We start from the raw sequence: 25,273 nt of genomic DNA on the forward strand, positions 1-25,273 counted from the left end.
CATTAGAGTGAAGGCTGATCTGTAAGGCAGGATGAAGTCTTCAAGCATAGCCATGAATGGCGGATGGGAGAGCTGTAATGACAAAACGGGTAATTCTGTTGGAAGAAGGTACGGCAGAGATGAAGGGGCTAATGGGCAGTATAGGGGCTGATCTTGCGGAGCTAAAGCATGCAGGTTGGTCTGTCCCGGCCGGATTTGTAGTCACAACGGAATGCTGTCGCGAGTTCTGTACCCGTCTTGGACATCTTTCCGGTGAAGGAGAGGAAGAGATTGTGAACGCGATCCGGCACCTGGAACAGCAAACCGGTAAATTCTTCGGACATTCGGAGAATCCGCTTCTGCTCGCGGTACTTACTGATCGTGATCAATCATCAGATGCTGCCATACATCCATTGTTAAGTGTGGGTCTAAACGATGTCACTGTGGAAGGACTCGCACGTCATACCGGTAATCGGTTGTATGCACTCCAATGTTACCTTCATTACTTAAAGGAATATGGACAGTTGATACATGGAATTCCGTCTAAATTTTTCACAGAAATATCGAGCAACGTCAAGGATGGGGATGAAGCGGAGCTTGAATTAATCATTACCGAATTTAAATATTTAATTGAAGCGAAGGGTCGCAGCCCTTTTCCACAGGATGTCCAACTTCAATTCAATGAAGCTGTACGTGCGGTATATCATTCACAGCGTGTTCAAGCATCCAGATCTCAGAATGAGATCATGCGTAAACCAACTTACTTTTCTTCGGAGCCAGGCGCTCCTGTTCTTATACAGACCATGATGCATGGGAAATGTGGAGACTCAAGCGGGACCGGAACAATATATACGCGTAACCCACTTACAGGAGAGAAGGGAATTATTGGACAGTACGTTTCAACGGGAAACACCGATCAAACGGATCACGGTCTGGAGCGGCTAAGAGATGACCAATCTGAGCTTTATACACGTTTGTTGGAGATAGGCAGCCAGTTGGAGAGACGTGAGGGAGAAGTGCAGGAGATTACCTTTGTAGTTGATTCCGGCGCGTTGTATGTTGTGTACACCCAGCCCGCTCGATTATCTTCTACAGCCTTACTGAGAAGTGCTGTGGATTTTGTCCATAAAGGACTCATTACCAGGGAGGAAGCACTGTTGCGTATTCAACCTGGGCATATCACGGAAGTGCTGAAGCATTATACAGATTCGGGCAGAGAAGAGAGCATTGGAAATCTTCCCACACAGATCCAGCTAGGAACGAATGACGAGCATGCAGCCTCTGAGAATAACTCAGCTTCACCTTCTTCATCCGATCTGCAACTGCTGCTCGAATGGGCTAATGAAGTGAAAGAGTTGACGATACTTTCCAATGCGGATCGACCGCAGGATGCCATAACAGCACGGAAGCTGGGGGCGGAGGGAATTGGGTTGTGCAGGACGGAGCACATGCTGTTGTCACCTGCGCGGCTACCTTTTGTACAGAAAATGATTCTGGCTGATAGTGAATCCGAGCGCAGGAGAGGGTTGGAGCGTCTGTTACCGATGCAACAGTCTGATTTTGAACAGCTGTTCGAAGCGATGGATGGATTCCCGGTAACTATACGTTTGCTCGATTCGCCGCTGCATGAATTGCTACCGGATCTGGGCGTGTTGGAGAAACGACGTGAATGGTTACAATCCGAGGAGCCGCAGAAGCAAGAAGACCCCCAGAGTGAACTGGAGGAACTGGAGCGCGTCATTCGCAGAGTCAGTGAATTGCACGAACACAATCCGGCACTTGGGCAACAGTCTTGTCGTCTGAGTACCGTGTTCCCTGAAATTATGGATATGCAACTTGAAGCAATATTCCGTGCAGCAGTGAAAGGCATCCGTCAAGGCTGGTGGGTACGCCCCGAGATTATGATCCCGCAGATCGGTCATGTGCATGAACTTCAGGTGATGAGAGATCTGGTGGATCATGTGGCTGACCAAGTGCTAGGTGAGGAGAGACGGCATTGTCACTATAGAGTTGGGGCGATGATCGAAGCTCCGAGAACGGCGCTGACGGCGACTCACATCGCTCGACAGGCAGACTTTTTCACATTTGGCACGGATGAGCTCACAGAGATGACGTTTGGATATAGTCGCCATGAAGCCGAGAAGCGATTCCTTCAACGTGATACGGATTCTCGTACAGTAACGAATAACCCATTTCATGTGCTCGATATTGAAGGAGTCGGGCAACTGATAGAGATGGCGGTAGTCCAAGGGCGAATTCGAAAACCTCATCTGAAAACAGGGATCTGCGGAGAAAATATGGCGGATCTGGAATCGATTACGTTCTGCCACCGTATTGGAATGGATTACGTAAGCTGTCTGCCTGAACAGATCCCTTATGCACGAATTGCAGCTGCACAAGCAGCCATTGAGGGACAGAGAGAGGTTACGAACACACAGAATGCAGATATATCCACCATTGCGTAAACACGCAGCCTGTCTTGCACGGAACTTCCATGGAATAGCAAACAGAAAACTGTTATACTGAAATATGCGTTTTGTAAAGAGAACGTAAAATTTCAGGGTAAGGGTTGAAAGCGACCATGTATAATTCCAATAATGAACGAACTTCATCACGGACTTTATTCGCCGTGTTATTCATTCTTATGTTGTTGAAGCTGTCACTGTTGAGGTATTTCTTTTTCCAGGGTCTGTCTGGCATTGGTCTGGTGACTGACGCATTAGGTGCATTAACGTTGGTATGCATACTGGATCTGATTGTGCCCAAAGGCTGGAAGCGGACCGTTTATGGGGGATTCAATATTTTGTTTTCTCTGCTTCTGTTCGCGGCAACGCTGTATAACGTTCATTTCAGTTCGGTACCCACATATACCGTGCTAAGTGAGTTAGGTCAGGTTGCGCAAGTACGGGGCAGTATCGGACCTCTGGTACGACCGGAGCACTTTCTGTTTTTTGCAGACATCGTATTGGCACTGCCAATATGGTTGATTGTGCGCAGACGTGCAGGTGGGCGTAACCGCAGCAGTTACCGCGATAGCGGTCTGACGTTCGGCAGAGTTCGCAGACGTTACTGGGGAAAACTCGGTGTTGCGCTTACCGCTGCATTCTGCATCGTGTTGTCTGGCAGTTTTATTGTCAAAGGTGAAACGATTGATAACGAACTGGTTCGCGCCGAGAATCTCGGTTTTCTGAACTACCAGGTCTCATCTGCTATTATGACAAGCAAAGAGAATGAGGCCATTGCGAATGGCAACATTAACGAAACGATTGCCAAGATCAATGACCTGGTTAGCAAGTATCCGTATCAGGATAAACCGAGTGACGGCTCAGCCGTGAAGGCCAAATATTTTGGTCAGGCCAAAGGCAGTAATCTGATTGTACTGCAACTGGAGTCCTTTCAGAATTTTCCGATTAATGCCTCATTGGACGGTCAGGAATTAACGCCGGTATTGAATGATCTGGCAAAAGAAAGCTATTATTTCTCTCATTTTTTCCAACAGATTGGACAGGGAAACACATCAGACGCTGAGTTTATGTCGAACACGTCCATCTATCCAACCGGCGTTGTCCCCATGTCGGCAGGGTATAGTGACCGCGAATTGCCAAGTCTTCCAAAATTACTTGGCAAAGAGGGATATGAGTCCGAGACGTACCACGTCAATGACGTTACCTTCTGGAACCGGAACAAGATGTATCCGGCCCTCGGATTCACTCGTTACTTCGACAAGCCGAGCTTTGAGAATGACAAGTTTAATGATTTTGGACCATCAGATGAAGAGTTGTACCGTGTAGGTGTGGAAAAAATGACTGCGCATCAGGCTGCAAATCAGCCGTTCTATGCTCAGTTCATCACGGCATCAAGCCACTCGCCGTTTACGGTTCCTGCCGATCGTGCACGAATTACGATTCCCGCGACGATCACAAACAAACTGCTTCACGATTATCTGCAGTCGATCAACTATACGGACTATGCCATTGGTCAACTCATTAATGAGTTGAAGGCCAACGGATTATGGGATAACACAACCCTAGTGCTCTACGGAGACCACTTCGGTCTGCCTGCTGACGAAGAGATTACACAACAGATTCAGGCTAATCTCGGTGTCCCTTATGACGGTAAAGTAAGTCGATTCAACATTCCGTTAATGATTCACACACCGAAACAGAGCAAAGGGCAAGTCATTGAGCAGCCAGGCGGTCAGCTGGATATGTTGCCAACAATCATGAATCTGATGGGCGTTTCGCTCCAGGACGAGAAGTTCACTGCCTTCGGACATGATCTGCTCAACATGGATCATAATGCCTTCGGTATCCGGTATTACTTGCCGACGGGGTCATTTGTCAACAATGACATCATGTTTATTCCGGGTGCAGGGTTTGATGATGGAACAGCCTACTCACTCAAAACGTATGAGCCGGTAACGGATTTGGAACCCTATCGTGCCGACTATGAACATGTGCTCAGCCTGATGAAACTGTCTGACGAGTATGTGAAGTTGTTACCGAAACGTGCGCCATAACTGAGTTTTTCTGAAAGAGATTAGATCTCAACGCTACATCCAAACGTCACCAGTTCAAAACTGGTGGCGTTTTTTGCATGTTTCTTGCACAAGTGTGGTAATAAAAGAGGATAACTAAAGTTTGAAACTGTAATAATTAATGTTACAATGGAACAAGCAAGAATGAAGTGAGCAATAGCGTGTAATATTCGCAGAACTCATATTCACAGAAATCATGAAGCAATAGACGAGAGGATTGAATATATATGAAACTGAGTGTACTCGAACATGGACATATCAATGAAGGCCGTAGTGTGCAGGATACGCTGCAGGAAACGGTGAAACTCGCGCAACATGCGGATCAATTGGGATACTCCCGCTTCTGGATGTCGGAGCATCACGGTAGTGGTGCACTGTCTTTTTCCAGTCCTGAAGTGATGATTGCACATGTGGCTGCACATACGGATCACATTCGGGTAGGTTCCGGTGGAGTCATGTTACCTCATTATAGTGCCTATAAGGTTGCGGAGAATTTCCGTCTGCTGGAAGCGTTGCATCCGGGGCGGATTGACCTTGGAATTGGCAGAGCACCAGGCGGAATGCCGATTGCCAGCAGAGCGCTGAACGAAGGCAAATCATCGAATGTACAATTCTTCCCACAGCAGATTGCGGATCTAGGCGGATACTTCCACGAGCAATTGCCTGAGGATCATCGGTTTGCGTCTCTGGTAGCCGGACCATCGGTTCCAACGGTACCCGAAGTGTGGTTGCTAGGTTCCAGCTCCGAAGGTGCGAGGATTGCAGCTGCGCAAGGGACGTCGTATGCGTTTGCCCAATTCTTCGGTACACCAGGCGGCGAAGAAGCAATGAAACATTACCGTAGACATTTCAAGCCGTCCATCCTGAATGACAAACCCCATTCCATGATCGCTGTCTCGGCGTTCTGTGCAGAGACAGAGGAAGAAGCGGCTGAACTGGCGCGCAGCAATGAACTATTCTTCCTGCGACTCGGACGGGGACTTGAACAGAGTTCCTTCCCATCCCTGGAGACGGTGAACAACTATCCATTCACAGCGATGGAGATGGAACAGATCCGTCAACGTCGTTCTTTTTCCATCGTGGGTACACCGGATCAGGTGAGAGACAAAATTACCGCTATGGCTGAACGTCATGAAGCGGATGAAGTCATTATCGCGTCAGCGATCCATTCGTTCGAAGCACGTCTACGCTCATTCGGCTTGATTGCAGAAGCCTTTGGACTCAAGCAGGACTAATAATCAGCAAGCGGGAATAACTACTCTGAACAGACCGGAATTTTGCTCTTGCAAGGTTCCGGTTATACTCTTGCTTGATCAGGGAGAGGAGAGAGATTCATATGCGCAGATGTGTCATTAGTGATATTCATGGCTGTTACGATGAAATGAATGCATTGCTTAAGCTTGCAGATTATAATCCTTTGCAAGATGAGTTGATTTTGCTGGGTGATTATGTGGATCGCGGTCCAAACAGCAGGCAGGTCATCGAACAGATTATGCAGCTTCAGCAACGGCACAATATTATAGTGATTAAAGGCAATCACGATGCCATGATGGTCAAGGCGCTGACTCAGGATGTTGAGCAATATGATCAGCATTGGATTCGTAATGGTGGATTAAACACGATGGCAAGTTATCTGGATCTGGAGCTTACATATGATGAGCAACAGATCGATTGGGAAGCTTATGCTGAAGCCAAACAGTGGATACGTACACATTATGAACATCATCTTCAGTTTCTGGATCAGCTTCCGCTGGTGTACGAGATACCGGGTTATATTTTTGTGCATGCCGGGATCAACCCGGATATCGAAGATTGGAGAAACCAGTCCGAGCGGGACTTCATTTGGATTCGGGAACCATTCTATTCCAGACCAACGGCGATTAGAGAGACGGTCGTATTTGGACACACACCCGTGAAGCATTTGCATGATGAGTCAGGCATTTGGTTTGACCCGAGCGGAGACAAAATTGGCATTGATGGTGGTTGTGCCTATGGAGCACAATTGAACATGCTGGAGATTAACGAGGATGGCAGTCTACAGACCTTTTTTGTACGGCAAGGGCAGAGCGTGGAAGAGTCCGAGATTTAATATTTTCGTTGCGTATCAGGAATTCATATGCTAATTTATAAGGTTGTACGATGGAATAAATAGGATACATATCATATCGACTTGAGGGGAATGAACCAAGTTTGGCTATCTATAATCTGGATCAACTGCAACATCACATTTTACTCTGTAATGGTGGAACATGCATGCGTAACGATGGGGAAGAAGTAACTCAGGCGGTACGGGACGAGATTGTTAAACAGCAGGCGGGAGGATTCATCCATACGACTCGTACCAAATGTAATGGTCAGTGTGACAACGCATGCGTGTCGATTGTGTATCCACAGGGTGACTGGTATGGCCAGATGACACCGGATTCAGGCAGAGCACTCGTACAGGCCTTGTGCGAAGGCGAGAAACTGGAGAAACACTTGATTGCGAATGTGGCCAAGACCTCTGTGAAATAGAATTACAGAGAGGATATTATTTTTTTCTAAGATGACTTACCTGAGAATGATTTGCAATTAATTCGCTGTAACGGGATTGGAATTAAGCCTTATAAGCGCTATAATCAGTAGGGTATGATTAAAATATGACATGTATTATTCTATATAAGTTCAACTAAACGTTTTACACGAGAACGGAGAGGACAGAAAAAAGCTGGAGAAGCGGAGCGCTCGCCTAAAAGCTTTCTGAAAGAAAGCTGCATCGGAAGCGTATGCTTATCACCGGATTTAACCTTTAAAAAGGGAATCAAAAAATCTGGGGATAACAGCGACCGGAAGGTTATTCTGTCATCGGAGTGGCAAGTGTAAACATTCTTTGGTTAAACTTATATAAATGAGAATTGACGGAGGGCTATAAATATGGAAAAAGCGTTAATCTTCGGTCACAAAAATCCCGACACGGATACGATCTGTTCGGCAATCGCCTATGCGGATCTCAAAACAAAATTGGGTCAGGACGTTGAAGCTGTTCGTCTCGGCGAAGTCAATGGTGAAACCCAGTTTGCACTGGATCATTTCAAAATTGAGGCACCGCGCCTGATTAAAACAGCTTCAAATGAAGTAAACAAGGTTATTCTGGTTGACCACAACGAGCGTCAGCAAAGCGTAAGCGATATTGAGGAAGTGACTGTCGTGGAAGTTATCGACCACCACCGTATTGCTAACTTTGAGACAAGCGGACCTCTGTATTTCCGTGCAGAGCCTGTAGGTTGTACTGCAACCATTTTGAATAAAATGTACAAAGAAAACGGCATCGAAGTGAGTGCGCCGATTGCTGGTCTGATGCTGTCTGCAATCATTTCTGATTCCTTGTTGTTCAAATCCCCGACTTGCACAGAGCAGGATGTAGCCGCTGCGCGTGAACTGGCTGCCATTGCTGGCGTAGATGCAGACAGCTATGGTCTGGACATGCTGAAAGCCGGCGCGGATCTGAGCCAAAAAACAATTGCTGAGCTGATTTCCCTGGATGCCAAAGAATTCGTAATGGGTCAAGCCAAAGTGGAAATTGCACAGGTTAACGCTGTAGATGTGAACGATGTTCTCGTGAAGCAACCTGAGCTAGAAGCAGCCATTGAAGCGATCATTTCCAGCAAAGGTCTCGACCTGTTCGTATTTGTCGTAACAGACATTCTGAACAACGATTCTGTGGCTCTGGCATATGGCGCATCCACCAAAGCTGTGGAGAAAGCCTACAATGTGACACTGTCTGATAGCAAAGCGCTCTTGAAAGGCGTAGTATCACGCAAATCACAGATTGTACCGGTTCTGACGGAAGCATTCAACACGTTATAAATCGGACAGATTGGCGTATTCATACGCTGATAGGTATTACAAATAATAGCAACGACATCCTAGCCTGCTCTGATCGGTACATGATCAGGACAGGCTTTTGATGTGGAGGAGGAAGAATCATGATCAAAAATGAAAAAATCAAAGCAGCCGAAGTACAGCTTACCGGATTGAATGGTGAAGATCTGGGCGTGATGCCCACAAAGGAAGCCCTTCTACTTGCGAAGCAGCATAAAGTAGATCTGGTGTGCTTGTCCTTGATGACCAGTCCGCCGCCATGCAAGCTGATCGGTGCAGGAGCAGCCAAAGCGGAAGCGCAGCAGGCGAAGAAAAAAGCGAGTAAATCCCCTGATAAACGGAAAGTAAAAGAAATTCGTTTGAACCTTGCAATGGAGGATCATGACCGGGATACCAAGCAATCTCAGGCGGAACGCATCCTGAAGAAAGGTGATTCGGTAAAACTCGTCATCCAGGTGCATGGAGCCAAAGAGGGAGCTGCTGGCAAGGAATGGGCAGAGCAACTGAGCAAATCGCTGGCTGAATTCGGTAGTAAAACGACGGGTGTCCAGGTAAGTGGTAAACAGGTTGTCGTGCAACTGGACCCCCATGCGTAGATTGCCAGACGATTATTGAGATAACACATAGCAAGGCCAATGTGAATGCAGTAATGATTATTCGAATGTGAGAAAAGCCCAATGAATGGCAGGGTAACTGCTGTACCATTGGGCTTGTTAATCGTCACTTGGATTGATATATCAGGGATGCAACTCAAGGCGAAATCCGTTTCTGTATCATTAATTCAGCTGCGTAAATAACGACTGCCCCCAAGACGTACATATAACTGTCCGGGTAATACAGGTGTAGAAGCAGCGGCAACATTATTCGGGTTGTTCTTGGCGAATCGAGATAAATAAAAGAAGTCCGGATAAATAACCATATCCATTAAGTAAGCAGAGACCCGGCTACCTGGAACGCGGAACTGATTCAGGGTACGTATTATTTCTCCGCCGCTTGCAATGCCAATCCCATGGCCATAATACCAGTCCTCGCGCAGCATAATCGTATTCTCTCCCTGCCATTCGGGGGTTTCGGGAGAAACATCCGGATTTTTGAAATACAGTACATCTCCTGGAAGCGCGGTTTCACTACCATTTTTTTCGATCAATCGCAGGTCGCTGTCATAATGCCAGTCAAAGAGCAGCAGATTTCGAAACAGCGAATTAAAAGCATCTTCACGAATGCTTCCCAGCACGCCACCATACAGCACAATGACCGTGGCTGTTGCACATTCAAAGGCATACAAGTGCCCATTCCTCCAAATATCCCGGATGCCGTCAGCGGGTGTTACGTTCGGTTTAAGCTCGAATCCACCCTCTGCATTTCGATTCCAGAAGGCAGGATTACATCTGGATTTTTCAAAGGATGCAAAATTCACCCCGCTTCGATCCAGTCCTTCTGCTGCATTCACGAGCGAGCCTCTCAAGTCCCATTCAAATCGAAGATGATCCATGGATTGGTAAACATATCTCGTTGGACGATCCTGAAGTTGCTGTAACCAGTACCATTCAAAATCAGACCATTCCGAGCGGTTCAGCAGGGCGGGTTGATTTGCGACAATGATCATCATTCATAACCTCCATTCCTGTTTGAATATTCAACATTGTATTATCAGTAGAGCACGGGTATTGTGTAGTATATGACGCGATGTGTTCGAATTGGTATGTACATATTGAATGTCCCGGCATCCAAGCTTAAAAATGTCGTTTCCTGTGAACATTTTGTGTGACCTCGTTTATAAATCATGGCATTTGGGGTAGTACTCTATAGATGAAGTTATGTTCAAGCGGGTCTATTCATACGGAATACAATCAGATTCTCATAAAGGAGGACACGTGATGTCGAAATCCATTACAGAGAGCCGATCTCTGTTCGAACAATTGTATACACACGCACCAATCGGCATTGCTGTCGCATCGCATGTAAATGGAAAGTGGTTGCAGCTTAATCCTGCATTTTGCGAGATGCTTGCATATAGTGAAGAAGAACTGCTCGATACTTCGGTCGTACATATGATCTGCGAAGAAGATCTGCACATGGAGGAATTCCGCAGCAAGTTCTGGGAAATGACCCATAAAACAAGGGAGATGTACGAGACGGAGGTTCGCCTGAAACGCAAGGACGGTTCGTTATTATGGGCAACCATTAGAGCTTGCATCGTACGGGATGAAACGAGTGGTGAACCTTTGTATCTGCTCGTACAAGCTGCTGATATTACGAAACAAAAAGATGCAGAGGAAATCCTTATTGTGCAACGTAAGCAATTGGAGGAGAGCAGTCGCATCTCGAGGCTGCTGGCAGAGTCTTCACTGGACCTGATTGCAATACATGATGTCGATTCCAGTCGTACATTTAAATATGTTTCGAATGCATGCAAGAGCATGCTCGGCTATGAGTTGGAAGAAGTGATAGGTAAGCCTGGAACATTCGTTATCTGTCCGGAGGATGTGCCCTTGGTTGAAGCGTATATGGAAGAGCAGAGAAGGGGTCTGGCTCCCAAACGGCTCAGTTATCGCCTGCAACATAAGGACGGATCTACGGTGTGGGCAGATACCATTACACATTATGTCTATGACAGTGCAGGTGAATTGTTAGAACTCGTCGCTGTAACCCGGGATATCACAGCCAGCCAGCAACAACAGTTAAGCATGCAGGAGTACAGATCATTATTTGACTGTAATCCCCTGGGCGTGGCTTCTCTTGATCTGGAAGGCAATCTGCTGAAAGCCAATGTGGGTCAGGAACAGTTGACGGGACACAGCAAGGAGGAGCTGCTGAGCCGACCTTTTGATCACCTCATTGATCCTGTGGATCTGGAGAAGACACGATATCATTTTGAGGAAACGGTGAAGGGCACGGCACAGAGCTATGAGATAGGCTTGATTCACAAAAATGGACAGCGAATTGAAACCAATGTGATTAATGTTCCTATTATACTGGAGGATAAAGTTGTAGGTGTCTATGGGATTACCAGTGACATTACGGAGTCCAAACGTTATGTCGAGGAAATCGAGAATCTTAGTTATGAACGGGCATTGATTTTGAATGGCATGTCTGAGGGTGTTATTGGACTGGACCTGGAAGGGAATCTGAACTTTGCTAATCCGGCCGCTGCGGAGATCATGAACTTCTGTCCAAGTGAAATGAACGGCAAACCTCTTGAACAGATGATGATTCAGATGCAGAGCGAAGGAATCCCTTACCCATCCAAGGATACACCAATTCTACAGGCTGTTCGTGAGGGACGAGGTCTGCCGCGTACCGAATCCGTTTTTTGGAGACAGGATGGGTCCAGTTTCCTGGCGGAGTTCCAATTGAAGCCGATTATGGATCAGGGTAGAACCCGTGGAGCCGTTTTGGTTTTCCGTGATATGACATCTGTGAAGGACATCATACGTGCCAAGGAAGCAGCAGAGCATGCAGACCGAGCGAAGTCCGAGTTTCTGGCTATCATGAGTCATGAGCTTCGAACACCATTGAATGGCATCATGGGCATGGCCCACCTATTAATGGAAACCGAGCTGGATGATGAACAGAAAGGCTTTGCAGAAATCATGATTGATAGCGGCGAATCTCTTTTGTACATTTTGAATGAAATCCTGGATTTCAGCAAAATCGAAGCAGGCAAAATGGATCTTGAGCGCGCACCTGTAGATATTAAGGCGATGCTGGGTGGAGTGATTGAACTGTTTGCGCTGAAGGCCTCAGAGAAAAATATTGAACTCTTTTGTGAAGTGTCGGATCACATTCCTGAGCGAATTCGGGGGGATGAGACACGAATTCGGCAGGTGCTGATTAATCTGGTGGGTAACGCTGTTAAATTCACAGAGCAGGGTCGTATTCAGGTGAGCGTTGGTGCTGATTTTTCAGATGAGCATGGTCGGGACAATCTGATGTTGACCTTTAAAGTAAGAGATACAGGAATCGGTATTCCAACAGAAAAGCAGCATCAGTTGTTCCAATCCTTCTCACAGCTTGATCCGGCCATCAATCGCAAGTTTGGCGGGACAGGACTGGGGCTTGCGATCAGCAAGAAACTGGTGGAATTAATGGGTGGAGCGATTGGCGTACAGAGTGAGATCGGTGAGGGAGCAGAGTTCCAGTTCACCCTCGTAGTGGAGCGCTGGCAAGAAGAAAGTAGTGACCCGATCGAAATTACTGAGAATGATGAACTGCAATTGGATCGAGCCAGTCTTGCCCATGACCTCAAAATATTGATTGCTGAAGATCAAGCGGTCAACAGCCACCTGTTGGAGGAGATGCTGCGCAAGTTTGGCGGAGTATGTGATATCGTTGAGAACGGTGCACAGGCCGTTGATTCATTGAACAAGGTTCAATATGACCTGGTGTTCATGGATATTCAAATGCCCGTTATGGATGGGATTGAAGCGACCTGTCGAATCAGACAGAGCCATCCAGAGATACCGGTTATTGCAGCGATAACTGCTTTTGCAGGTGCGAGTGACCGCGAGGAGTGCTTGAAATGCGGGATGCAGGACTTTATTAGCAAACCGTTCCATTCCGCGGAGATCAGCCGTGTATTAAATACATGGGTTCCATATATTCGCTCTCAAAGGGTAACGTAACAGAAAAATAACCTGTGCCTTGAATTCAAGGTACAGGTTATTCTGTCATTTACGACCAGCCTCCGATTAACCCGGAGAGGGTTACGCATTCGTCATCTTCCAAATCTGCAATCAGAGTGAGTTCTTCGTTGTCTTGTGGATCAACGGAGAATAATTCACGGCGTCCGTCCTCATGCACAATAATGACTAACTGCTGGCCGCCCTTTGTATCAAACTGGTACTTAACTCCAATACCAGGTAGTGGGCATTCGCGGATATTCATGAAACCTGTCACCTCTTTAGCTTTGCTGAATAAAAAATTAACCGTTCACACAGTACGGATGTATTCTACTATCCACAACACCGTTTGGCAAGTCACAAATAAAATTGGTGTGAAGGAATTAATTTTTTCCGCGATGTGATCCTGCACTATGTCTCTGTCTGGCCCGTTTGCGACGAACCAAAAACCAAATGAGCAGAGCAACGATGAATAATAGGCCAATGACTGCAACGATGATGATGTTCCGAATGTTGGGGACCTGTACAGTCAGATCCAGTTTATTCATCTGGAGGGGGGAAACGTGCCAAATGAGCGTTTTTCCGCCATCCTCTACCTGATCCGCATTGGAATCAGCTGCCTTGATAGGCAAAGACAACTTAAAATCAAAGTTAACATCTTTTAACAAGAGGTTCTTAAGAAAGCTAGGCACCTTGTTAATCTGATTTTTGATCTCACCATCCGGCATGGATTCCATGAGGTCGGCTTCTGCTGTAATGTGCATCTTGGAAGTGAAGAAGCCGGGAGAAGTTGATTGTTCAACTTTGATCCCTTGTGGTAACTTGGACGTATCAAAGTTGGTTGTATTGCTTTTTTCATAATGGGTGGTCGCTGTGAGTTGCTTCTGATCTCCCTGTTCCGAAACCTCTGCCTGGAAGTTATTTCGATTCAATGCATCTGCGATCAGAGGCATGAGATTGTCTTGTCCAATCTTTCCAAGAGCGGAGTTCTTTACGTTGAGATTGAGATCCAGATCCGTTGATCCGTCCATATTCACCGTTAGATGGGCTTCTCCATCCGCACAGGCGGATAAAATAGATAACATAAGGACTAGTAGAACAGTAAGCATTAGCTGACGTAAGGGGATGCGAGTCGACATGTCTTTCAACCTTTCTGCGTAAAAATCCAAATTCCATTTCATAGAAGTATAGTATACACCGTAAACATGGCGGATGAAACTTTGAACCCTGCAGTGAGGTACGTATGATATAGTGCCCTGTGGGAAATAATCAATATGTTAAAATTGAAGATTTCGTATTTTTGTCAATGTTCGGTCAATTCAAACGGTGTTTCACCGTGTACACTAGTAGTAGTGTGATGAATATACGGAAGCAGGGAGGTTACATTCATGACATATATCATTATTATGGCCGTTATTATGGTCGTGGGCATGGTCGGAATGGGCTGGTTCTATCAGATTATGGATAAAGACCAAAGCTAGTATTTTTTAAATGTGAAAAGAAGAGAGACAACCTATAAGCTGGCTTCGCTAATGCGAGGCGGGCTTATTTGTGTTTGAAAGTTTTTTGAAGAAATGATCTTACATTAGCACGTAATATATGTAGTCAACAATGTTGTACAAATTTGACCGATGGACAAATATTTTTCGTAAAGATGGGATTTTTTAGCTGCTCTTTTGTATAATAGGGGTTAGTTTAACTCGGGATACTCTCGAGATTCTGCCAAACAGGAAAGGGTGTACATAAATGAAATTTAGTGAGTATACGTATACACGTCCGAATCTGGAACACATCAAGACATCTTTCCGTGAGCTGTTGAGCGGTTTTGAAGCTGCGACAACGGTTGAGGAACAGAGTGGGTTCATGGATCAGATTAATGCGCTGCGCAGTGACTTTGAGACGCAAGCCCAACTGGTCTACATCCGTCATTCCATTGATACCAATGATGAGTTTTACAAAGCGGAGAACGAATTTCTGGATGAAAATGCACCCATTGTGCAGGAATATATTACGGATTTTTACCGTGCACTGGTTAACTCGAAATTCCGCAATGAATTGGAGCAAAAATGGGGTTCACAGCTGTTCCAACTGGCGGATCTTTCACTGAAAACATTCAGCCCGGAAATCATTGAAGAACTCCAGAAGGAGAACAAACTTTCCACAGAATACAATCAGCTGATCGCTTCGGCCAAAATTCCTTTCGAAGGTGAAGAGCGCACGTTACCACAGCTTCATCCATTTGAACTGTCCACGGATCGCTCCATGCGTGAGCGGGCTTCGGAAGCCAGATACACGTTCATGGCTGAGCATGAGGCTGAATTCGATCGTATTTACGATGAACTGGTTAAAGTGCGTACACAGATTGCGAAAAAACTGGGATATCCAAGCTATGTGGAACTCGGCTATGATCGCATGAACCGTACGGATTATAACGCAGAGATGGTAGCCAACTTTCGGGCCCAAGTTCGCGATTATATTGTACCTGTAGCGACCAAGCTCAGAGAGCGCCAGCGTAATCGGATTGATGTGGATACACTGTATTATTACGATCAGGGCTTCAGCTTCAAGACAGGTAACCCGACACCTAAGGGTGATGTGGAATGGATTATTGAGAATGGTAAAAAAATGTACGCTGAATTATCGCCAGAGACGGATGCATTTTTCCAGATGATGACCGACAACGAGCTTATGGATCTGGTCAGCAAAAAAGGTAAACAAGGGGGCGGATATTGTACGTTCCTGAACGATTACAAAGTGCCGTTTATCTTCTCCAACTTCAACGGTACATCCGGTGATATTGATGTATTGACACATGAAGCAGGTCATGCTTTCCAAGTGTATGAGAGCCGTGATTTTGCAGTGCCTGAATACAACTGGCCGACATATGAATCGGCTGAGATTCATTCCATGAGTATGGAGTTCTTCACATGGCCTTGGATGCAATTGTTCTTCAAGGAAGATACGGACAAATACAAGTTTGATCACCTGTCTTCCGGTTTGTTGTTCATTCCGTATGGTGTAGCTGTGGATGAATTCCAGCATTTTGTATATGCGAACCCGGATGCGACACCAACGGAGCGTAAGCAGGCATGGCGTAACATTGAGAAGACCTATCTGCCACACATCAATTACAAAGATAATGCTTATCTGGAGCAGGGTGGTTTCTGGCATAAGCAGGGTCACATTTTCTCATCGCCGTTCTATTACATTGACTATACGTTGGCACAGATCTGTGCATTCCAGTTCTGGAAACGCAGCAACGAAGATATGAAGTCCGCATGGGCCGATTACCTGACATTGTGCAAAGCGGGAGGAAGTTTGTCCTTCACAGGATTGGTTGAACTGGCTGGATTGAACTCACCATTTGAGGACGGTTGTGTTTCCTCCGTAATTGGAGATATTGAGGCATGGCTTGACGGTGTGAACGATAAGGCGCTTTAAGCCTTCGTAAGGATAAGGATGTTTCAATGAAAGTACCTTCGTAAGGTATAAGTAGTGGATATAGCTTTAAGATTGATAGGCAAGACGGCTTGGATACCTTCGGGTGTCCGGGTCGTCTTTTTTTCATTACGGGTAAAAATAAACTTCAGTGTAACATTTATCGTGTCCATTGTGATTTATTTCACTATATCTGAAAACGGATTCAGTTACAATGTAGATAGTAAATCAGGGGTTACAGGAGGCTGGTTCAGATGGCAACACATGCATATTATGTTCCGCCCGTGAACTTGATGGGTAGAGGTTGTTTACAGGAAGCAGGCCAGATGATTGGACAGATGGGTATCTGCAAAGCACTGGTCGTGAGTGATCGTCATTTGATAACTTCAGGCGTTGCAGAGCAGGTACTGTCTATATTAAGAAAATCAGGGTTAGACTATGTCGTATATGATGAGGTTCAGCCTAATCCAACATGTCAGAATGTACATGACGGACATCGATTATTCCAAGATCATGGCTGTGACGCCATTATATCGATAGGCGGAGGTTCACCACAGGATGCTGCCAAAGGTATTGGCATTGTGGCTACCAACGGTGGGCATATCCGTGAATATGAAGGATTGCATCAATCGAAACATAAGTCCGTGCCACTTGTAGCTTTTAACACAACGGCTGGCACATCGAGTGAGGTGACAATGAACTACGTGATTACAGATGAGGAACGTAAAGTAAAGATGGTAATGGTGGACCGTAATAGTCTGGTCTCCCTGTCGGTTAATGATCCGGAGCTGATGCTCAGCAAGCCAGCAAGTCTCACAGCGGCTACGGGAATGGATGCCTTAACCCATGCCGTGGAAGCGATGGTTACGCCTGGTGGATTTACAGTGACAAGTGCGACAGCTGCAGCAGCTGTTGAATTGATCTTTGAATATTTGCCAAGAGCGGTGAGAGACGGCAGTGATCTGGAAGCGCGGGAACATATGACGTACGCATGTTTCCTTGGCGGGATTGCTTTTAACAATGCGGGTCTGGGTTATGTCCACGCGATGGCGCATCAACTGGGTGGCGTATATGATTTGCCGCATGGTGTGTGCAACGCCATGTTACTCCCTTATGTGGAGGAGTTGAATGCCAAGCATGTACCGGGCAAATTCCGTCACATTGCCAAAGCGATTGGTATGGATGTGAAGGGTAGAAGTGATGAGGAGTGTTCCGATTACGTCATTGAGGCCATCCGTCAGCTATCGAAGGAAGTTGGGATTCCTGAGAAACTGTCTGAGCTGGGGGTGAAAGATCCGGATGTGGAACTGCTTGCCGATAACGCGATGAAAGATGCCTGTGCACCAGGAAATCCCTATCAACCGTCCAAGGATGAAGTGATGGAGCTATTCCGCAAAATTATATAGACTTTTTCAGAAACGGATATATCAAAGTACGATCCTATTGATGTTGAGGATCACGGATTATCCAATTCAAAAATAATAGACAAAATGAGCCGAGATCGAAAGTCGGCTTTTTTGTCGTGTAAACTCGATATTTTTACTTATTTTTCCACTTAATAATTGCACAAAAACTAAAGGATTTTGCTTCTCTATTATCGAATACAATATGAATAACAGCGGCTAGAGAAAGGGTAATCTTACCCGAAACTTGATGTCGATGTTTTCCAGTAAGATTCCCCAGTCCGTTTCGTGTTTAATGTTAAATAGGAGTATTCTATTTCATTGCTCACGAGCTACATCTTAAGTTCTTCATTTAACATTCACCTCTGTAAGTCAGTCAAGGCAATTCTACACCGCATCATCTCTATCTCAGGCTTCACAATCAAAAAGTTCAACTTCAATAAGACTTATCCGGTTACACATCTGTACAGCATGCTCCTAATCATGACAACAGTGTCCACACAACAGAATATCGATTATGGGCTCTGAAATGAATCAGAACGAATGCACGTGGAGGAGGCTGTAATGATGGCGAAAAAAGAAGTTGTAGCGATGCTACTTGCCGGAGGGCAAGGGAAGAGGTTAAAAGGATTAACGAAATCACTGGCTAAGCCGGCAGTATATTTTGGCGGTACGTACCGAATTATTGATTTTCCGCTAAGTAACTGCTCTAACTCGGGTATTGATACAGTGGGCGTATTAACTCAATATGAACCACTTGTCCTGCACTCCTATATTGGTATTGGCAGTGACTGGGATCTGGACCGTAAAAATGGCGGAGTATACGTACTTCCTCCCCATGAACGTGAAGACGGAAGCAGTTGGTACCGTGGTACAGCAGATGCCATCTTCCGTAACCTGAACTTTATTGAACAATTCGATCCTGAGCACGTGCTCATTTTGTCAGGGGATCATATCTATAAGATGGACTACGAAAAAATGCTCCAGTATCACAAAGATAAAGATGCGGATTGCACCATATCGGTCATTGATGTCTCATTGGAAGAAGCCAGCCGATTCGGGGTGCTGAACACCAACGATGACTATAGCATCTATGAATTTGAAGAAAAACCTCCTGAACCCAAGAGCACACTCGCTTCCATGGGTATCTATCTCTTCAAGTGGGATGTACTGAAACGTTTCCTGATCCAGGATGAACAACAGGCATCCACCTCCTATGACTTTGGTAAAGATATTATTCCTTTGTTGCTTGAAAACGAAAAATCCTTATATGCATACCCATTTGAAGGTTACTGGAAAGACGTAGGTACCATTCGCAGTCTGTGGGAATCCAATATGGACCTGTTGGACGAAGACACACCGTTTAATCTGAATGATCCGGACTGGCGTATCTTTACACGTAATCCGAACCAACCTGCACAATACATCTCACCTTCGGCGAAGGTTCGCAATTGTATTATTAGTGAAGGCAGTATTGTGCACGGCGAGGTCAACCATTCCGTCCTCTTCTACGGGGTAGACGTTGGGGAGAACAGCGCTGTTATCGATTCGGTCATCATGCCAAGAGTGAAAATCGGGCAAAATGTGCGCATTTACCGAGCTATTATCGCAGAAGGATTGGTTATTCCTGATGGAACACAGATTTCGCCTGCACCGGAAGATGAGAGTGATATATTGCTCGTCGATCAGGAAGAACTGGAACGTCAGCTTCGCCAAGGAATAACCAGCAAGGCCTAATTGAAGTCAAAAGGACGGTGCATGCGATGAAACAATTGATCGGAGTTATTAACCTTGACCATGAACTTGAGGAATTGAAGGAATTGACGTACTTTCGCTGCGGAGCCGCGGTGCCTTATGCCGGGCGTTACCGTCTGATCGATTTTGTTCTATCCAATATGATGAATGCAGGGATTGAGAGTATAGGTGTATTTGTACGGCGAAAATATCGCTCGTTGATGGACCATCTTGGTGATGGGAAGCCTTGGGATCTGGATCGTAAGCATGGGGGCATGTTTATTTTGCCACCAGACTGGAACGATCCAACAGACACATCACAGGGGGATTTGCAGCATTTTCATAATAATTTGGACTTTTTCCACAGAGGTGCAGGACAGTATGTTGTGCATGCAGGTAGTCGCCATGTGACCAAAGCAGACCTCCAGGATGTCTACAGGTATCACATCAGCAAAGGAGCGGACGTTACACTGGTCTGCAAAAAAGTGGATCAACTGCTGCCTGAGCATGACGCCTGTGTCAAAGTTGACCATGACGGGGACGGTAATGTGGTGGACATTCACCAAAGCGCTAATCACCCGAATATATATACAGAAATTTTCATCATGGAAAAAGAATTGTTCTTGCGCCAGGTGCAGCGCTGTATTGATCATGGCGAGAGCCATTTCTTCCGGGATGTGATTCAAAAAAATCCGGATGGATTGAATATCGCTGCGTATGCATATGATGGCTATCACGCAGTCATCAATTCCATTGACAGTTATTATCGCAACAGTATGGATCTGCTCAACACAGGGCAATATGAACAACTGTTCAAGGAAGATCCGATCCAAACCAAAATCAAATATGAAGCGCCTGCCAAATACCTGGATACCGCCAATGTTAAACATTCCCTCCTTGCCAACGGTTGCATTGTGGGTGGAGAGGTGGAGGACAGCATTCTGTTCCGTGGTGTACAGGTGGCCAAAGGTGCCAAAATCAAAGGTTCCATTATCATGCAGAAATGTTACATTGGTGAAGGGACAGTGCTTGAGAACGTCATTTTGGATAAAGACGTGAAGCTGACCGGAGGACAGACGCTGATCGGTGACCGGTCGAATCCATACATTTTAGCGAAAAGCACTATTATCTAAAGCCCGCACGTAACCGATATCTTCTATAAATATATATAAAATAAAAATCCTGTAGGATGGATTTAAGGTTCGTAGACGAAAGTTGTTTGGTAAAGAGCCTAGCAGTAAGTGAAGGGGACGAAATCGATTCTGAAGAAGCGTATATTGTCTCCAAATTTCAACCTTTTACTATATAAATTAAACTTAAACATTTACACAAAACGGAGAGGACAGAAAGAACCTGAAGAAGCGGAGCGTTCGCCTTTATCCCCGGATTTTTCCTTTTAAAAAAAGGAATCAAAAAAATCTGGGGATAACAGTGATCGGAAGGTTATTCTGTCATCGGAGTGGCCAGTGTGAATATTATTTAGTTCAATGTATATAGGTAATCGAGAAAATTTGGAGACAACAGCGATCATAAGAACGATTCGTCACCGTAACGGCCACTTTGCACAATGTTGAGCAACGGAGTGTATGAACCGCCATCATCCTGCAGGGTTTCCCCGGGAGGAACCTACTTTTGTTTGACAACAAAGAAACGTTCAAGAGTATCTTTACACGGAATTTGGTCAGCAAATTGGGCAAACCGATTGAAGAAGCCACACAGGAAGACGTGTACCATGTACTGGGAAGCATGATCCGTGAATATGCAGGACAGGATTGGGCAGCGTCGAATCAGGGGTTCAAGCAGCGCCAGGATAAACAGGTCTATTACTTCTCGCTGGAATTCCTGATTGGACGTCTGCTCGGCAACAATCTGCTGAATGTAAACGAGTTGGAACTCGTCCGTGATAGTCTGGCGGAGCTGGGTTTTTCCTTGGAAGAGGTAGAAGAACAGGAGGCAGATGCAGGACTCGGTAACGGAGGTCTGGGACGACTCGCTGCCTGTTTCCTGGATTCACTCGCATCACTCGGATATGCAGGACATGGTTGTGGCATTCGATACAAATACGGTTTGTTTGAGCAAAAAATCATCAATGGCAATCAGGTAGAGCTACCCGACAATTGGCTGGATAAGGGCAATGAATGGGAAGTCCGCCGTCCAGACAAAAAAGTGGAAGTGCAGTTCTGGGGCCGGGTAGAAGCTCACGAGCAAGATGGGGAATATCAATTTGTTACCAAAGATGCCGAAGCGGTTGTAGCCATTCCCTATGACGTGCCTGTCATCGGTTATGGTCAAACGCATGTGAACACATTGCGGCTATGGAGTGCTGAACCGAAGCGTGAGACTTCACTTGACACCCCATCGAACTACTACGGTTATCTGGATTATAGCCGTTCCGTTGAATCGATCTCCGAATTCCTGTATCCGGATGATTCCCAGTACGAGGGAAAGCTGCTGCGATTGAAGCAGCAATACTTCATGTGTTCAGCAGGCGTACAGAGTGCCTTGCGTACGTTTAACAAGCTGGAGCTACCGTATGATCGTTTGCCAGATAAAGTGGCCTTCCACATTAATGACACACATCCAACTTTGGTTATACCGGAACTGATGCGCATCCTGATTGATGTGAAGGGTTATGGCTGGGATGAAGCATGGGACATCACAACGCGTACTGTATCGTATACCAATCATACAACACTGAGTGAGGCGCTTGAGAAATGGCCTGTAGCCATGATCAGCAAGCTGCTGCCGCGGATCTACATGATCATTGAAGAGATCAATAAACGCTTCTGTGGCATGCTGCTGGATCGGTATCCGGGAGATCAGGATCGTATAGGGCATCTGGCGATTGTTGCGAATGATCAGGTACGGATGGCGCATCTGGCGATTGTAGGCAGTCATAGCGTGAATGGTGTTGCTGCATTGCATACCAAGATTTTGAAAGAGCGCGAGATGGCTCCGTTCTATGCACTGTATCCAGAGCGTTTCAATAACAAAACCAATGGGATTACCCATCGCCGCTGGCTGATGCATGCCAATCCGAAACTGTCGGATCTGATTACGGATACCATCGGTAACGAATGGATTACAGAGCCGGGTAAGCTGGACCAGTTGGCTGGCTTTGCGGATAGTGCATCATTCCAGGAGCAGTTCCGTTTGATTAAGCGGGATAACAAAGAGCGGCTTGCTGCGTATATTCTGGACCATACCGGGACATCAGTGAACCCCGATTCCATTTTTGATGTACAGGTGAAGAGACTGCATGGGTACAAAAGGCAGCTGTTAAACATTCTGCATGTCATGCATCTGTATAATCGACTTAAGAATGATGCTTCATTTGATATGGTACCGCGTACGTTCATCTTTGGTGCCAAGGCAGCGCCGAGTTATTATTTTGCCAAGAAAATTATCAAGCTGATCAATACCGTCGCTGATACGGTGAATCGGGATGCGGCCGTGAATGATCGCTTGAAGGTGTTTTTCCTCGAGAACTATTCCGTCTCTCTTGCAGAGAAAATCATTCCTGCTGCGGATGTTAGTGAACAGATCTCAACCGCAGGGAAGGAAGCGTCCGGTACGGGCAACATGAAGTTTATGATGAACGGTGCTTTGACGATTGGCACGATGGATGGAGCCAACGTGGAGATGGCAGAGCAAGTTGGAGAGGAAAATATGTTCATCTATGGTCTGCGTGCAGACGAAGTGCTTGAGTACTATCGTTCCGGCAGCTATCGTCCAAATGAGATTGTGCAGCATGATGAACGCATTCGCGAGGTCGTGGAGCAATTGGTGCATCCAGGTGCATTCTGTTATCGTGACGGGGAGTTCTGGGATATTTATGACTCCTTGTTAGCTCATGGTGACGAATACTTTGTATTGCGTGATTTTGCTGCTTATGCAGATGCGCATGCTGCCATTGACCAAGCGTATCGGGATATTCCGGGCTGGACTCGAAAAGCGATATTAAATACGGCGCATTCCGGTATATTCTCCAGTGACCGTACCATTAGTGAGTATGCCACAGATATCTGGGGTATTCATCCCGTGTCGGGGAACTGGAAAGGTTGAGCATAGATTTCTAGACAAATAGGTCCCCTTGTTCACAAGAGTGATCTCTACTGGTTAATCAATCAGAGTAGGGGTATCTCCTTGTAGAGCAAGGGGATTTTGGCATACATTTTATTATAGTGACATTCAGAATGAAGAGAAACGGATTTCACTTATCCTAACTCATACAAGTTCGCACACAAAATCAAAAAAATGTTCCGGATCTCAGTCATACTACATAAGAAATCGTTTGATATTTCGAATTAGATAGGGGAGCCGTCACTATGGATCATTACACACGAATTCAGCTTGCGATTGAGTATCTGGAGCAGCATTTGCAGGATGATTTTAATATCAGAGAGACGTCTGCTGCTGCGAGCTTTTCGGCGTTTCATTTTCAACGTTTATTTCAGGCGATCACCGGATTCACTGTACTGGAATATGTGCGCAGACGAAGATTAACGGAAGCTGCCGGGATGCTGCGGGGCTCGTCGGAAGGCATATTGGATATTGCGATGAACTTTGGCTATCGATCTCAGGAGGCGTTTACCCGTGCATTTTCAGCATACTTTGGAATGACACCCGCGAAGCTGCGCAAGTTGGAAGCGGATCAGTTGTCTCTTTTGAAGATGCAACAGAGCATTGATTTCAATGATTATCGAACTTCGCTTAATGGAACATTCCATATGAACACACCCCGTCTGGTCACACGGGAACCGAACTGGATTGCCGGCTATGAATATAAGACCAACCTGAATGACAATCAGCATTATGCTGAAATACCTGGATTTTATCACGATTTTGATGTGGAACAGAGATTCATGGCGATCCCGGAGAGGACACGCGCTGATATGGCTTATGGTGTGGCTTGTCATTTTGAAGAGGATGGAGCATTTTCTTTTATTGTGGGTGAAGAGAGCAGTGGAGCATCTCAGGTGCTTGAACCCGGTTTTACCTCGATTGAAATTCCGGGAGGATTGTATGCAGAGTTCACCGTGGAAGGCTCAGGGCAGGATATCAGGAAAATGATCTATGGCAGTTGGCTGCCACAGTCGAACTATGAACGGAGGGAAGGACCAGACTTTGAAGTGACGGATGTCTGGAAATCAACTCCTGAACAATTGGACATGAAGATCTATATCCCGTTAAAATAGACCTACCGCTTCGCGGAAAACAAGGTCGGAGGATAGAGGGAATGAACGAAAAGTCGTGGCTCCACTCCAAGTGGATACTTGCAACGGTTGGTTTCATGGCAGTGTTATACGTATTGATCATGGGCAATTTACTGTTTGTCAGTGGACGAACGCAAGGCTTGTATTATCAATATAATCTCGTCCCCTTTGAGACCATTCGGCCACTTCTATTGGAGAGGGAGAGGTACCATACAGATGCCTGGGTCAAGAATTTGTTCGGCAATATCGTATTGTTCATTCCACTGGGCATCTGGATTCCCTGGTTGTTTCGGAGGTGTCGTTCATTCCTGATCTTCACATCCACAGTTGTTTTGCTTCTGCTTGGTGTTGAAGTCATCCAATTGATTACACGTGTAGGTTCGTTCGATGTGGATGACATTATTCTGAACACAGTCGGTGCCTGGATTGGTTACGCCGGATTTAAGCTATTCTTATTATCACCAGGAAAGACTCGGAATTGAG

Annotated in this window: 18 protein-coding genes; 15 read left to right on the forward strand and 3 right to left on the reverse strand. The window is 45.9% G+C overall.

All coding sequences use genetic code 11. The features are described 5' to 3' along the window. Positions 1-77: 77 nt before the first annotated feature. The 7 genes from MKX40_RS12640 (at position 78) to infC (ending at position 8,973) form a co-directional block, all read left to right on the forward strand. A complete protein-coding gene (locus tag MKX40_RS12640) occupies positions 78-2,444 on the forward strand; it encodes a putative PEP-binding protein (protein WP_339242000.1) in 2,367 nt (788 codons plus the stop codon). Between the two features lie 116 nt (positions 2,445-2,560). Next, positions 2,561-4,498, forward strand: a complete 1,938-nt coding sequence (locus MKX40_RS12645) for an LTA synthase family protein (protein WP_339242001.1) — start codon at positions 2,561-2,563, stop codon at positions 4,496-4,498. 245 nt (positions 4,499-4,743) lie between these two features. Then, complete coding sequence (locus MKX40_RS12650) at positions 4,744-5,751, forward strand: LLM class flavin-dependent oxidoreductase (protein ID WP_339242002.1); 1,008 nt, start codon at positions 4,744-4,746, stop codon at positions 5,749-5,751. 101 nt (positions 5,752-5,852) lie between these two features. Next, positions 5,853-6,605 carry a metallophosphoesterase family protein gene (locus tag MKX40_RS12655; RefSeq protein ID WP_339242004.1) on the forward strand — a complete coding sequence of 251 codons (753 nt, stop codon included), beginning with the start codon at positions 5,853-5,855 and terminating at the stop codon, positions 6,603-6,605. Between the two features lie 101 nt (positions 6,606-6,706). After that, on the forward strand, positions 6,707-7,030 hold the full coding sequence (locus tag MKX40_RS12660; RefSeq protein WP_339242005.1) for a (2Fe-2S) ferredoxin domain-containing protein: 324 nt from the start codon (positions 6,707-6,709) through the stop codon (positions 7,028-7,030). Positions 7,031-7,429: 399 nt separating this feature from the next. Then, entirely contained in the window at positions 7,430-8,362 is a 933-nt protein-coding gene (locus MKX40_RS12665; RefSeq protein WP_339242006.1) for a manganese-dependent inorganic pyrophosphatase, read from the forward strand. A gap of 119 nt (positions 8,363-8,481) precedes the next feature. Next, on the forward strand, positions 8,482-8,973 hold the full coding sequence (gene infC, locus MKX40_RS12670; protein WP_339242008.1) for a translation initiation factor IF-3: 492 nt from the start codon (positions 8,482-8,484) through the stop codon (positions 8,971-8,973). Between the two features lie 185 nt (positions 8,974-9,158). Here the strand turns inward: infC and MKX40_RS12675 are convergent, their stop codons facing one another. Next, the gene (locus tag MKX40_RS12675) at positions 9,159-9,983 is read right to left on the reverse strand and encodes a protein-glutamine gamma-glutamyltransferase (protein ID WP_339243037.1); all 825 of its coding nucleotides are present in this window, start codon (positions 9,981-9,983) and stop codon (positions 9,159-9,161) included. Between the two features lie 271 nt (positions 9,984-10,254). On the opposite strand from MKX40_RS12675, the gene MKX40_RS12680 reads away from it, so the two are divergent. Then, complete coding sequence (locus MKX40_RS12680) at positions 10,255-13,002, forward strand: PAS domain S-box protein (RefSeq protein ID WP_339242010.1); 2,748 nt, start codon at positions 10,255-10,257, stop codon at positions 13,000-13,002. Positions 13,003-13,051: 49 nt separating this feature from the next. Here the strand turns inward: MKX40_RS12680 and MKX40_RS12685 are convergent, their stop codons facing one another. Further along, positions 13,052-13,264, reverse strand: a complete 213-nt coding sequence (locus MKX40_RS12685) for a hypothetical protein (RefSeq protein WP_076249592.1) — start codon at positions 13,262-13,264, stop codon at positions 13,052-13,054. 118 nt (positions 13,265-13,382) lie between these two features. Continuing rightward, entirely contained in the window at positions 13,383-14,138 is a 756-nt protein-coding gene (locus tag MKX40_RS12690; RefSeq protein WP_339242012.1) for a hypothetical protein, read from the reverse strand. 607 nt (positions 14,139-14,745) lie between these two features. Here MKX40_RS12690 and MKX40_RS12695 point away from each other — a divergent pair. The 7 genes from MKX40_RS12695 (at position 14,746) to MKX40_RS12725 (ending at position 25,272) form a co-directional block, all read left to right on the forward strand. After that, the gene (locus MKX40_RS12695) at positions 14,746-16,440 is read left to right on the forward strand and encodes a M3 family oligoendopeptidase (RefSeq protein WP_339242014.1); all 1,695 of its coding nucleotides are present in this window, start codon (positions 14,746-14,748) and stop codon (positions 16,438-16,440) included. 251 nt (positions 16,441-16,691) lie between these two features. Beyond that, a complete protein-coding gene (locus MKX40_RS12700; RefSeq protein ID WP_339242016.1) occupies positions 16,692-17,843 on the forward strand; it encodes an iron-containing alcohol dehydrogenase in 1,152 nt (383 codons plus the stop codon). Positions 17,844-18,407: 564 nt separating this feature from the next. Further along, positions 18,408-19,577 carry a glucose-1-phosphate adenylyltransferase gene (locus MKX40_RS12705; RefSeq protein WP_339243038.1) on the forward strand — a complete coding sequence of 390 codons (1,170 nt, stop codon included), beginning with the start codon at positions 18,408-18,410 and terminating at the stop codon, positions 19,575-19,577. A 26-nt stretch (positions 19,578-19,603) separates the two neighbouring features. Further along, positions 19,604-20,707 (forward strand): glucose-1-phosphate adenylyltransferase subunit GlgD, encoded by a 1,104-nt coding sequence (gene glgD / locus MKX40_RS12710; protein ID WP_339242018.1) that lies wholly within the window; start codon positions 19,604-19,606, stop codon positions 20,705-20,707. 499 nt (positions 20,708-21,206) lie between these two features. Then, a complete protein-coding gene (locus tag MKX40_RS12715; protein WP_339242020.1) occupies positions 21,207-23,639 on the forward strand; it encodes a glycogen/starch/alpha-glucan phosphorylase in 2,433 nt (810 codons plus the stop codon). Positions 23,640-23,902: 263 nt separating this feature from the next. After that, entirely contained in the window at positions 23,903-24,772 is an 870-nt protein-coding gene (locus tag MKX40_RS12720) for an AraC family transcriptional regulator (protein WP_339242022.1), read from the forward strand. A 41-nt stretch (positions 24,773-24,813) separates the two neighbouring features. Next, complete coding sequence (locus MKX40_RS12725; protein ID WP_339242024.1) at positions 24,814-25,272, forward strand: VanZ family protein; 459 nt, start codon at positions 24,814-24,816, stop codon at positions 25,270-25,272. Position 25,273 lies beyond the last annotated feature (1 nt).

It is taken from the genome of Paenibacillus sp. FSL R5-0517 (assembly GCF_037974355.1).
GTDB lineage: Bacteria > Bacillota > Bacilli > Paenibacillales > Paenibacillaceae > Paenibacillus.

What these genes read in the sequence shown, in the direction of transcription:
- MKX40_RS12640 (WP_339242000.1), top strand. Translation starts at nt 78, where the DNA reads ATGACAAAACGGGTAATTCTGTTGGAAGAAGGTACGGCAGAGATGAAG.
- MKX40_RS12645 (WP_339242001.1), top strand. Translation starts at nt 2,561, where the DNA reads ATGTATAATTCCAATAATGAACGAACTTCATCACGGACTTTATTCGCC.
- MKX40_RS12650 (WP_339242002.1), top strand. Translation starts at nt 4,744, where the DNA reads ATGAAACTGAGTGTACTCGAACATGGACATATCAATGAAGGCCGTAGT.
- MKX40_RS12655 (WP_339242004.1), top strand. Translation starts at nt 5,853, where the DNA reads ATGCGCAGATGTGTCATTAGTGATATTCATGGCTGTTACGATGAAATG.
- MKX40_RS12665 (WP_339242006.1), top strand. Translation starts at nt 7,430, where the DNA reads ATGGAAAAAGCGTTAATCTTCGGTCACAAAAATCCCGACACGGATACG.
- infC (WP_339242008.1), top strand. Translation starts at nt 8,482, where the DNA reads ATGATCAAAAATGAAAAAATCAAAGCAGCCGAAGTACAGCTTACCGGA.
- MKX40_RS12675 (WP_339243037.1), bottom strand. Translation starts at nt 9,983, where the DNA reads ATGATCATTGTCGCAAATCAACCCGCCCTGCTGAACCGCTCGGAATGG.
- MKX40_RS12680 (WP_339242010.1), top strand. Translation starts at nt 10,255, where the DNA reads ATGTCGAAATCCATTACAGAGAGCCGATCTCTGTTCGAACAATTGTAT.
- MKX40_RS12685 (WP_076249592.1), bottom strand. Translation starts at nt 13,264, where the DNA reads ATGAATATCCGCGAATGCCCACTACCTGGTATTGGAGTTAAGTACCAG.
- MKX40_RS12690 (WP_339242012.1), bottom strand. Translation starts at nt 14,138, where the DNA reads ATGTCGACTCGCATCCCCTTACGTCAGCTAATGCTTACTGTTCTACTA.
- MKX40_RS12695 (WP_339242014.1), top strand. Translation starts at nt 14,746, where the DNA reads ATGAAATTTAGTGAGTATACGTATACACGTCCGAATCTGGAACACATC.
- MKX40_RS12700 (WP_339242016.1), top strand. Translation starts at nt 16,692, where the DNA reads ATGGCAACACATGCATATTATGTTCCGCCCGTGAACTTGATGGGTAGA.
- MKX40_RS12705 (WP_339243038.1), top strand. Translation starts at nt 18,408, where the DNA reads ATGGCGAAAAAAGAAGTTGTAGCGATGCTACTTGCCGGAGGGCAAGGG.
- glgD (WP_339242018.1), top strand. Translation starts at nt 19,604, where the DNA reads ATGAAACAATTGATCGGAGTTATTAACCTTGACCATGAACTTGAGGAA.
- MKX40_RS12720 (WP_339242022.1), top strand. Translation starts at nt 23,903, where the DNA reads ATGGATCATTACACACGAATTCAGCTTGCGATTGAGTATCTGGAGCAG.
- MKX40_RS12725 (WP_339242024.1), top strand. Translation starts at nt 24,814, where the DNA reads ATGAACGAAAAGTCGTGGCTCCACTCCAAGTGGATACTTGCAACGGTT.